The organism is Halomonas sp. (assembly GCF_033549285.1).
In the GTDB taxonomy this organism is placed as follows: domain Bacteria; phylum Pseudomonadota; class Gammaproteobacteria; order Pseudomonadales; family Halomonadaceae; genus Halomonas.
In genome coordinates this window covers 20,449-30,484 of record NZ_JAWSUJ010000048.1, presented here as the reverse complement: position 1 = coordinate 30,484, position 10,036 = coordinate 20,449, and the positions used below count along the sequence as shown (strand labels likewise).

Genomic DNA, 10,036 nt, shown 5'->3' with positions numbered 1-10,036 from the left:
CCTCTCCGGGGGCTTCACCTACTTCGCCCGACACCTGCAGGAGCGGCTCGGCTTCGACGAGGTCCATGCCAACGAGCTGCTGATCGAGGACGGCAAGGTCACCGGCGAGGTGCGCGAGCCGATCCTCGATGCCGACCGCAAGGCGGAGCTGCTCCACGAGATCGCCCGCCGCGAGGGCCTGGTCATGGAGCAGACCATCGCCGTGGGCGACGGTGCCAATGACCTCAAGATGCTCGCCGCCGCCGGGCTCGGCATCGCCTTCCGGGCCAAGCCTTTGGTGCGGGCCCAGGCGCGTCAGTCGATCTCCACCCTGGGGCTCGACGCCGTGCTCTACCTGATCGGCTATCGCCAGGGGGACCTGGAGGAGCCGCGGCAGTGAGCACGACCTTCGAGACATGGCGTGACCGTTTCGAGCGGCTGCGTGCGCACAAGGCCTTCGAGCTGACGGTGATCATCATCATCGTTGTCTCGGCGCTGCTGATCGGTGCCAAGACCTACGAGGAGACCAACCGCTTCCAGCAGTGGCTGCTGGTGATGGACGTGGCGGTGACGGTGTTCTTCCTGGTGGAGATCCTGATCCGCATGGCGGCGGAAAAACGCCTGCGCGACTTCTTCCGCAAGGGCTGGAACATCTTCGACTTCCTGATCGTCACCGCCAGCCTGATCCCCCTGGACGACTCGGAGATGGTGCTGCTGGCGCGGCTGCTGCGCATCTTCCGGGTACTGCGCCTGGTCTCGATGATTCCCGAGCTGCGCCTGCTGATGGCGGCGCTGGTCAAGTCGATCCCGCGCATGGGCTATGTGGCCCTGCTGATGTTCATCATCTTCTATATCTACGCGGCCCTCGGCAGCTTCCTGTTCGCCGAGGTGGACGACTTCCTGTGGGGCAATATCTCGATTGCCATGCTGACCCTGTTCCGGGTGGCGACCTTCGAGGACTGGACCGACGTGATGTACGCCACCCAGGAGCTCCATGCCTGGAGCTGGATCTATTACCTGACCTTCATCTTCCTCACCGCCTTCATCTTCCTCAACATGATGATCGGCATCGTGCTCGACGTGATGCAGAAGGAGAGCGTGCAGATGGAGATCGAGAGCGGCGAGGGCGAGGCCGCCGAGCTGCATGGCCTGCGCAGCGACGTGCGGGAACTGCGTGACCAGCTCTCCCGGATGGAGGCGCTGCTCGAGCGCCGGAGTTGACAAGGCCGCCCGATCCTGATTCTCTAGTGCCATGAACATGACGGCGTACGACCTCGACCTACGACTACTAACCCGCTCCTGAGAGCGTGGGCGATGCCGCCTGCATCGCCACTGTCCTTCGCCAGAAGGTCCCGGTCGAAACGAGGTCGTATCATGTCAGCCACCATCAGCAGCCGTTCCATGAAAGCCCATGCCGTGCCGAGTCGTCGCGAACGCGTTGCCGTTCGTGCCGCTGGTATGGTCGTTTCCGATACCTCGCGTGACGCCCCGACAGGCCCCCGGCCGTCGGGGCGTTGCCGTTTCTGAGCCGTATTCGCAAGAGTGCCGCATTGCCAGTCCAGGGAGAACGCCACCATGATGCTCGACAACCCCGCCTCCAAGTACCGTCCCTTCGTGGCCGTCGACCTGCCCGACCGCCAGTGGCCGAACCGCCGTATCGAGACGCCACCCCAGTGGTGCGCCGTCGACCTGCGCGACGGCAACCAGGCGCTGATCGACCCCATGGACCAGGAGCGTAAGCAGCGCCTCTTCGACCTGCTGGTCAAGATCGGCTTCAAGCAGATCGAGGTGGGCTTCCCTTCGGCCTCCCAGACCGACTTCGATTTCGTGCGCGCCCTGATCGAGGAGGACAAGGTGCCCGATGACGTCACCATCCAGGTGCTCACCCAGGCCCGTCCGCACCTGATCGATCGCACCTTCGAGTCGCTTAAGGGCGCGAAGAACGCCATCGTCCATGTCTACAACGCCACCGACCCGGTATTCCGTCGCGTGGTGTTCAACGTCGACAAGCCCGAGTGCATCCAGATCGCCGTGGACGCCACCACCCGCATCCGCGAGCACATGGCGGCGGCGCCGGAGACCAACTGGACCTTCCAGTACTCGCCGGAGCTCTTCTCCACCACCGAGATGGACTTCGCCGTGGAGATCGTCGATGCCGTGGAGGCGGCCTTCGGCGCCAGCGCCGAGGCGCCGATGATCGTCAACCTGCCGGCCACCGTGGAGTGCGCGACGCCCAACAACTATGCCGACCAGGTGGAGTGGTTCTGCCGCCACGTCGCCAAGCGCGACCACCTGATCGTCAGCGTGCACCCGCACAACGACCGCGGTACCGGTGTGGCCGCCGCCGAGCTCGCCGTGATGGGCGGCGCTGACAGGGTCGAGGGGTGTCTGTTCGGCAACGGCGAGCGCACCGGTAACGTCGACCTCGTCACCCTGGCCATGAACCTCTACACCCAGGGTGTGCACCCGGGGCTCGACTTCTCCAACATCACGCCGATCATGCGCGAGGTGGAATACTGCAACCAGTTGCCGGTGCATCCGCGCCACCCCTACGTGGGCGACCTGGTGTTCACCGCCTTCTCGGGCTCCCATCAGGACGCCATCAAGAAGGGCATGGCCGCGCGCCGCGAGGCAGAGAACGACTTCTGGGAGGTTCCCTACCTGCCCATCGACCCCTTGGACGTCGGCCGCAGCTACGAGGCGGTGATCCGCGTCAACAGCCAGTCCGGCAAGGGGGGCATCTCCTACCTGCTCGAGCAGGAGCACGGCATCGAGCTGCCGCGCCGGCTCTCCATCGAGTTCAGCCAGGTGGTGCAGGAGGTCGCCGACCGGCTGGGCAAGGAGATCACCTCGCAGATGATCTACCAGGCCTTCGTCGACGAGTACCTGGAGCAGCACGAACCCTTCGCCCTGATCAGCCACCGCATGTCCTCTGAGCCGGACAGCCCGACCGTGAGCCTCGAGGCGACCATCGAGGAATACGGCGTGCGGCGCACCATCCAGGGCCAGGGCAACGGCCCGCTGGCGGCCTTCATCAAGGCGCTGGCCGCCGAGGGCCATGATGTGGAGATCATCGACTACCACGAGCACTCCCGGGGCCAGGGCGCCGATGCCGAGGCGATCGCCTATGTGGAGGTGCGCGTCGGCGGCGAGGCGGTATTCGGCGTCGGCACCGACGAGAGCATCACCAGCGCCTCCATCAAGGGCGTGATGAGCGCCATCAACCGAAAGCTCTCCACCGAGGCGCCGGCCCCCAACGTCACTGCAGCGTCACTGGCGTGACGAGGTAGCAAGGCCCAAGTGAAAAGGAACAAGGAACCCCGCCAGCTCCGAGCCGGCGGGGTTTCTTGTCATGGTGTCCTTGACCCCTTACGCCCTTGACCCCTTGCAGCTTGTGGCTACAGCGGCGTTTTGCTCGCCTCGCCTGGGATCTCCCGCACAAGCCGGGGCATCAGGAAGCCCGGCAATACTTCCCGCAGGCCCGCGACCAGCTCGCGGGCATCAAAGTCGGCCACGTCGAAGTGCGCCGCCCCGGCCACCGGGTCGAGCACGTGGAGGTAGTAGGGCAGGATGCCGGCCTCGAACAGCCGCTCGGAGAGCGCGGCCAGGGCCTCGATGGAGTCATTGACCCCCCGCAGCAGCACGCTCTGGTTGAGCAGGGTCACGCCGGCGTCGCTCAGCCGGCGGCATGCGGCGATGACGGCCTCGTCGATCTCGTGGGCATGGTTGATGTGCAGCACCATCACCTTCTGCAGGCGGGTGTCGCCGAGCCAGCCGAGCAGGGCGTCGTCGATGCGCTCGGGGATCACCACCGGCAGCCGCGTGTGGATGCGCAGGCGCTTGAGGTGGGGAATGGCGTCCAGGCGCTCGACCAGCCACGCCAGCTGGCGATCGCTGGCGGCCAAGGGGTCGCCGCCGGAGAGGATGGCCTCGTGGAGCGTCGCATCGTCTCTCAGGTGGTCCAGGGTGGCCTCCCACTGGGCTCGCGAGGGGGCGTTCTCCTCGTAGGGGAAGTGCCGGCGGAAGCAGTAGCGGCAGTTCACCGCGCAGGTGGGGCTCGCGATCAGCAGGACCCGACCGGCATACTTTTGGATCAGCCCCGGCGCAGGCGCATGCTCGGCCTCCTCGAGGGGGTCGGCCACATAGCCGGGCGCCGGTAGCGCCTCCTCGGCCAGCGGCAGCACCTGGCGCAGCAGGGGGTCGGACGGGTCACCGGGGCGGATGCGCGCCAGGTAGGCCTCGGGGACCCGCACCTCGAAGAGGGTATGGCCACGTTCGGCACCGGGCCAGAAGGCCTCGTCGAGCCCCAGGCGGCGGCACAGCTCGCGCGGGTCGCGGATCGCCCTGGCCAGCTGGGTCTGCCAGCGTGCCTGGAGGGAGAGGGCGCGCGCCTCCCGGTCGGGACGCTGCAAAAGGGCGCTGCTTCGGGTTATCATGCGACACACCAGTCAATGCGGACGGGGGCGAGTTCCCCGTCGACTTTCATCTGCTTGCGCGCGCCCCCGGCCAGTGCCGGTGGCGCGCTCGAATATGGGTTAGACATCATGGCCAATTATTCTACCAACGAATTCAAGGGCGGTCTGAAGGTGATGCTGGACGGCGACCCGTGCAGCATCGTCGAGAACGAGCTGGTCAAGCCCGGCAAGGGACAGGCCTTCAACCGCGTCAAGCTGCGCAACCTGATGACCGGCCGCGTCTGGGAGCGCACCTTCAAGTCCGGCGACTCCCTGGAGGCCGCCGACGTCCTCGAGCTGGAGATGGAATACCTCTACACCGACGGTGACATGTGGTACTTCATGAAGACCGACGGCTCCTTCGAGCAGTACGCCGTGGAGAAGAAGGCCCTGGGGGATACCGAGAAGTGGCTCAAGGAGCAGGTCCCCTACACCGTGACCCTGTGGAACGACAACGTGATCAACGTCACCCCGCCGAACTTCATCGAGCTGGAAGTGACCGAGACCGACCCGGGTCTCAAGGGGGACACCGCCCAGGGTGGCTCCAAGCCGGCGACCCTCTCCTCCGGCGCCGTGGTCCGCGTGCCGCTGTTCATCAACGAGGGCGAGGTGCTGAAGGTGGATACGCGGTCCGGCGAGTACGTCTCCCGCGCCTGAGTCCGGCTTCGCCGGGAGCTGGAAGGACGCCCGCTTCGCGGGCTTAAGCCGGAAGCTTGAACAGATGTCTGGATATCGGGTTGGGCAGGCAACCTGCTGTCCTCGGGCTTCGGGGCGCGAGCTTTTAGCTTTCAGCTTTCAACTTATAGCTCTCAAGGCCACGCTAACGGCGTGGCCTTGGCGGTTCTGGAGGTCGGAACATGACAGACGACTGGCGCCCCACGGCGACGATCGAGACCCTGCGCGAGCGGGCCCGCCTGCTCGCCGAGGTGCGCGCCTTCTTCGCCCGTCGCGGCGTGCTGGAGGTGGAGACGCCGGTGCTGGGCCACGGCGGCAGCACCGAGGTGCACCTGGTATCGCTCTCCGCGGAGGCGACCACGCCGGCCGGGCGCGAGCGGCTCTGGCTGCAGACCTCCCCGGAGTTCGCCATGAAGCGGCTGCTGGCCGCGGGCTCGGGGCCGATCTTCCAGCTGGCCCGAAGCTTTCGCGACGGCGAGGTGGGGCGGCGCCACAACCTCGAGTTCACCATGCTGGAGTGGTATCGCCCCGGCTTTAGCCTCGACGAGCTGATCGAGGAGAGCGCCGCCCTGGTGCGTCGCGTGCTGGGCCGAGAACGGGGGGATGAGGCGGGCCCGCTTCGCCGGCGGCGCTACCGCGAGCTGTTTCGCGAGCACCTGGCCCTCGACCCCTTCACCGCCCCGCTTGCCGAGCTGCGGCGCCGGGCCGGGCAGGTGGGTGGCCTGGACATGGCCGACAGCGACCGCGACGGCTGCCTCGACCTGCTGATGAGCGTCGAGATCGAGCCCCATCTCGGACGGGGGGGGCTCGAGGTGGTCGTGGACTATCCGGCCAGTCAGGCCGCCCTGGCTCGCCACCATCGCGACCCCGAGGACGGCGCCCGGGTGGCCTCGCGCTTCGAGCTCTATCTGGAGGGGCTGGAGCTGGCCAACGGCTACGACGAGCTCACCGATGCCAAGGAGCAGGCGGCGCGCTTCGCGCAGGACAACGCCGCCCGCCGTGCCGCGGGCCTGTCCGAGGTGGACGTTGACCAGCGCCTGCTGGCCGCCCTGGCGCACGGCATGCCCGAGGGGAGCGGCGTCGCCCTGGGCCTCGACCGGCTGATCCAGCTGGCGCTGGGCAAGTCGAGCGTGGCGGAGGTCATCGCCTTCGCTACCCCGCGCTGTTAGTGGCAAGCCAATTGCGTTATCCAGACTTCGCCGCTCGGGGCTGACCCGGGGACAGGCCTTCGAGGGGGCGCTGTGAATACATCCTTGTACGCTACCTCCGCCATCCCTGGTCTCCGGACCCCCTCTACGACCTGTCCCCGGCGCCCCTCGCTAACTGTCCTGCCGTAATGCTCCCAGCGACTGCCCCATCCGCACCTTGGCGCCGGGCGCGAGGGTGTCGGTGAAGGAGACCGGCTCGCTGAAGGCCATCACCACTGTGGAGCCGAGCTTGAAGCGGCCCATCTCCTCGCCCTTCTCGAGGCGTACCGGGGTGTCGAAGCGGGTGCGCTGCACCTCGCCGGAGAGCGGGGTGATCTGGCCGGCCCAGACCGTCTCGATGGCGGCGACGATCATCGCCCCCACCAGCACCACCACCATGGGGCCCTGTTCGGTGTCGAAGTGGCACACCAGCCGCTCGTTGCGGGCGAAGAGGTTGGGCACATGCTCGGTGGTGGCGGCGTTCACCGAGAACAGTCGGCCCGGCACGTAGACCATCTCGGTGAGGGTGCCGCTGGCGGGCATGTGGACCCGGTGGTAGTCACTCGGCGAGAGGTAGACGGTGGCAAAGCTGCCGCCGAGGTAGCGTCGCGCCGCCTCGCCGTCGTCGCCGAGCAGCTCCATCATCGAGAAGCGGTGGCCCTTGGCCTGGAGCAGCTGGCCGGCCTCGATGGCGCCGAACTGAGAGAGCGTGCCGTCGGCGGGGGAGACCAGGCCCGCGCCGAGGGGGCGGGCGTCCTCCTCCAGGGCGCGGGTGAAGAAGTCGTTGAAGGTGGCATAGGCCGTCGGGTCGGGCTCGGCCGCCTCGTCCATGTCGACGCGGAACTGCCGGATGAAGGCGCGGATAAGCGCATTCTTCAGCCACGGCAGCCGGCAGTCGGCGAGCCCGCCCACCAGCCGCGAGAGCAGGTGGTGGGGCAGCGGGTACTGGATCAGGGCAAAGAGTCGGGAGAGTGGCAAGGGGGTGTCCTATGTCTCGATCGGCGTATCGTCGCGGTTGCCCCACTCCTTCCAGGAGCCGGCATAGCCGCGGATCTTCTCGAAGCCCAGCGCCTTGCCCACCAGCCAGGTGAAGCCGCTGCGGTGGTGGCTCTGGCAGTGGGTGACCACTTCCATGTCAGGGGTCAGGCCCAGGGCCTCGAGCTCGGTGACGAGCTCCGCGTAGTCGCGGATCCGCAGGCCGTGCTCCCGGTCCATGGCGTCGGTCCACTCCATGTTCACCGCCCCGGGGATATGGCCGAGGCGGGCGTTGTCGCCCTTCTCGCCGTCGTACTCGGCCCGCGAGCGGGCATCCCAGACCGCGAACCCCTTCTCGCCCAGGCGCTCCTGGAGCTCGAGACGGTCGATGGCGACCTCGGGGTGCAGGATCTCCGCCTCGTAGTCGCTGGGGCGGGGAGCGCTCGCCTCGGTGGAGACGGCCTGGCCGGCCTCCCGCCAGGCATGGATGCCGCCATTGAGGTAGGAGTAGCGGGTGTGGCCGATCAGCTCCAGGGTCCACAGCAGGCGCCCGGCCCAGCCGCCGCCCTCGTCATCGTAGGCGACCACATGGGTGTCCCGAGTCAGGCCGAGGGATGAGAACAGCGCCGTGAGTTGCTCGACGGTGGGTTCGAGGCAGGGCACCTCGCCCTCGCCGCTCATCAGCAGGCGGTGGTCCAGGAAGACGGCGCCGGGGACGTGACCCTCGCCGTAGCTCTCGGCCTTGAGCGGGACGTCGATGATCAGCAGCGACAGCTCGTCCAGGTGCTCGGCGAGCTGGTCGGGCTCGATGATCAGCGGGAGCAGGTTGTCTTCGGAACTCATGGCACATTCTCCTTAAATTCAGCTCCGTAAAGTCGACTCCTTGATTCGGGCACCCTTGAGGCGGGCGCCTGGCGTCAGGCCTCCCCGAGACTCTCGAGGATGCGTCGGTAGCTGGCAAAGCGTTCGGGGTGGATCTCGCCGCGTTCCACGGCGGCGAGCAGGGCGCAACCCGGCTCATGACGGTGGCGGCAGTCGCGGAAGCGGCAGTGGCCCAGGAAGTCGCGGAACTCGATGAAGCCCTCGGTGACCTGCTCCTCGTCCAGATGGCCCAGGCCGAACTCGCGGATCCCCGGCGAGTCGATCAGCTCGCCCTCGCTGGCCTCGCCCGAGGCGGGGCTAGGCAGGACGTAGAGGCGCGCGGTGGTGGTGGTGTGGGTGCCCTTGCGCGTGTCCTTTGACAGCGCCCCGATGCGAAGTTCCTCGTCCGGTAGCAGGCGGTCGATCAGCGAGGACTTGCCCACGCCGCTCTGGCCCACGAAGACCGAGGTGCGCCCGGCCAGACGAGCATGCAGGGCCGTGAGGCCTCCCTCGTGCTCGGTGGTGGTGGTGACTACCGGGTAGCCCAGGTCCTGGTAGCGTTTCAGCAGGTCACGCAGTTCACCGCCCTGTTCCGGCAGCAGGTCGATCTTGTTGAGCACCAGCACCGGGGCGATGCCGGTGGCCTCGGCGGCCACCAGGTAGCGGTCGATCAGGTTGGCATGGGGCGCCGGCTCCACCGCGAAGACGATCAGGATCTGGTCGATGTTGGCGGCCACCGGCTTGAGCTGGCCGCGCGCATCGGGGCGTTCCAGCACGCTGTCGCGCTCGCCCCGGGCCACCACCACGCCGTCACTGGCGTCATGGGCGGCGCGCCAGATCACCCGGTCGCCGGTCACCAGCCCCTCGAGGTTGGCGCGCAGGTGGCAACGCACGGCCTCGCCGCCCTGGTCGGGTCGCACGTCCAGGGTGCGGCCGAAGTGGGCGATCACCCTGCCACCCTGTTCGGGCCCGTACTCGCCGGCGGCCAGCTTCTCCCCGTCCCGGGAGTCGCGTCGGTCCGCGCGACGGGCGCGTTCGGCCTGGACCTTCTCGATGCGCCAGCGCTGCTGGCGGCTCAACTTGCGTTTGCTCATGGGGGCCTGAAGCTCGCTACAATGGGCCTCATTGTACTCACCCAAGGTGTCCGCTGTCGTCAGCGGGCGTCACGCAAGGAACTCATATGGCAGAGCACTCTCCCTCCGAGACCCCCGACACCCGGGACCCGCGACGCGAGCGTCTGGTCTGGATCGACCTGGAGATGACCGGACTCGACCCCAACCGCGAGCGGATCATCGAGGTGGCGACCCTGGTCACCGACAGCGACCTCAACGTCGTCGCCGAGGGGCCGGTGATCGCGGTGCACCAGCCCGACGCCCTCCTCGGGGCGATGGACGAGTGGAACACCCGGACCCATGGCGCCTCCGGCCTGGTGAAGCGGGTGAAGCAGAGCCCGGTCGACACCGCCGAGGCCGAGCGGCGCACGCTCGCCTTCCTCGAGGCGCATGTCGCCCCCGGCTCCTCGCCCATGTGCGGCAACAGCATCCACCAGGACCGCCGCTTCCTGGAGCGGGAGATGCCCGAGCTGCTGGCCTTCTTCCACTACCGCAACCTGGATGTCTCGACCCTCAAGGAGCTGGCCAAGCGCTGGAACCCGGGGGCGCTGGTCGGCTTCCAGAAGCGCAACGTGCACCTCGCCATGGACGACATCAAGGAGTCCATCGCCGAGCTGGCGCACTATCGCCGCACCTTCCTGCGCCTGGCGGGGGACGAGAGCGACGAGGAAGAGTAGGCCCTTCGGGCCAGGAACAAGCGCCAAGGAGCAAGCGGCAAGGAACCCCCTTCCCGCCGGTGAGTGCGGAGCACATGCTGACTTGCAGCTTGCAGCTTGCAGCTTGCAGCTTGCAG

10 protein-coding genes are annotated in these 10,036 nt (G+C 67.6%); 6 read left to right on the top strand and 4 right to left on the bottom strand.

Translation table 11 applies throughout. The annotated features are described in order from the left end of the window. The 3 genes from SCI24_RS12120 to leuA all read left to right on the top strand — a co-directional run. Nucleotides 1-379, top strand: a 379-nt coding sequence (locus SCI24_RS12120; RefSeq protein WP_318725618.1) for an HAD-IB family phosphatase, incomplete at its 5' end; no start/stop codon positions are given. Next, entirely contained in the window at nt 376-1,200 is an 825-nt protein-coding gene (locus SCI24_RS12115) for an ion transporter (RefSeq protein ID WP_318725617.1), read from the top strand. The genes SCI24_RS12120 and SCI24_RS12115, both read left to right, overlap by 4 nt. Before the next feature lie 354 nt (nt 1,201-1,554). After that, the gene (gene leuA / locus SCI24_RS12110) at nt 1,555-3,261 is read left to right on the top strand and encodes a 2-isopropylmalate synthase (protein WP_318725616.1); all 1,707 of its coding nucleotides are present in this window, start codon (nt 1,555-1,557) and stop codon (nt 3,259-3,261) included. Nucleotides 3,262-3,377: 116 nt separating this feature from the next. On the opposite strand, the gene epmB is transcribed toward leuA, so the two are convergent. Further along, nucleotides 3,378-4,415, bottom strand: a complete 1,038-nt coding sequence (gene epmB, locus SCI24_RS12105; RefSeq protein ID WP_318725615.1) for an EF-P beta-lysylation protein EpmB — start codon at nt 4,413-4,415, stop codon at nt 3,378-3,380. A 108-nt stretch (nt 4,416-4,523) separates the two neighbouring features. On the opposite strand from epmB, the gene efp reads away from it, so the two are divergent. Then, complete coding sequence (efp, locus tag SCI24_RS12100) at nt 4,524-5,090, top strand: elongation factor P (protein WP_133637396.1); 567 nt, start codon at nt 4,524-4,526, stop codon at nt 5,088-5,090. 200 nt (nt 5,091-5,290) lie between these two features. After that, a complete protein-coding gene (gene epmA, locus SCI24_RS12095; RefSeq protein WP_318725614.1) occupies nt 5,291-6,277 on the top strand; it encodes an EF-P lysine aminoacylase EpmA in 987 nt (328 codons plus the stop codon). A gap of 150 nt (nt 6,278-6,427) precedes the next feature. On the opposite strand, the gene asd is transcribed toward epmA, so the two are convergent. From asd to rsgA, 3 genes are all read right to left on the bottom strand, one after another. Further along, nucleotides 6,428-7,273 (bottom strand): archaetidylserine decarboxylase, encoded by an 846-nt coding sequence (gene asd, locus SCI24_RS12090; protein WP_318725613.1) that lies wholly within the window; start codon nt 7,271-7,273, stop codon nt 6,428-6,430. Between the two features lie 9 nt (nt 7,274-7,282). After that, a complete protein-coding gene (locus tag SCI24_RS12085) occupies nt 7,283-8,113 on the bottom strand; it encodes a sulfurtransferase (RefSeq protein ID WP_318725612.1) in 831 nt (276 codons plus the stop codon). A gap of 74 nt (nt 8,114-8,187) precedes the next feature. After that, the gene (gene rsgA / locus SCI24_RS12080) at nt 8,188-9,225 is read right to left on the bottom strand and encodes a small ribosomal subunit biogenesis GTPase RsgA (RefSeq protein ID WP_318725611.1); all 1,038 of its coding nucleotides are present in this window, start codon (nt 9,223-9,225) and stop codon (nt 8,188-8,190) included. An 86-nt stretch (nt 9,226-9,311) separates the two neighbouring features. Here rsgA and orn point away from each other — a divergent pair, with 86 nt between their 5' ends. After that, a complete protein-coding gene (gene orn / locus SCI24_RS12075; protein WP_318725610.1) occupies nt 9,312-9,920 on the top strand; it encodes an oligoribonuclease in 609 nt (202 codons plus the stop codon). Nucleotides 9,921-10,036: the final 116 nt, after the last annotated feature.

What these genes read in the sequence shown, in the direction of transcription:
- rsgA (WP_318725611.1), bottom strand. Translation starts at nt 9,225, where the DNA reads ATGAGCAAACGCAAGTTGAGCCGCCAGCAGCGCTGGCGCATCGAGAAG.
- efp (WP_133637396.1), top strand. Translation starts at nt 4,524, where the DNA reads ATGGCCAATTATTCTACCAACGAATTCAAGGGCGGTCTGAAGGTGATG.
- SCI24_RS12085 (WP_318725612.1), bottom strand. Translation starts at nt 8,113, where the DNA reads ATGAGTTCCGAAGACAACCTGCTCCCGCTGATCATCGAGCCCGACCAG.
- epmA (WP_318725614.1), top strand. Translation starts at nt 5,291, where the DNA reads ATGACAGACGACTGGCGCCCCACGGCGACGATCGAGACCCTGCGCGAG.
- orn (WP_318725610.1), top strand. Translation starts at nt 9,312, where the DNA reads ATGGCAGAGCACTCTCCCTCCGAGACCCCCGACACCCGGGACCCGCGA.
- epmB (WP_318725615.1), bottom strand. Translation starts at nt 4,415, where the DNA reads ATGATAACCCGAAGCAGCGCCCTTTTGCAGCGTCCCGACCGGGAGGCG.
- leuA (WP_318725616.1), top strand. Translation starts at nt 1,555, where the DNA reads ATGATGCTCGACAACCCCGCCTCCAAGTACCGTCCCTTCGTGGCCGTC.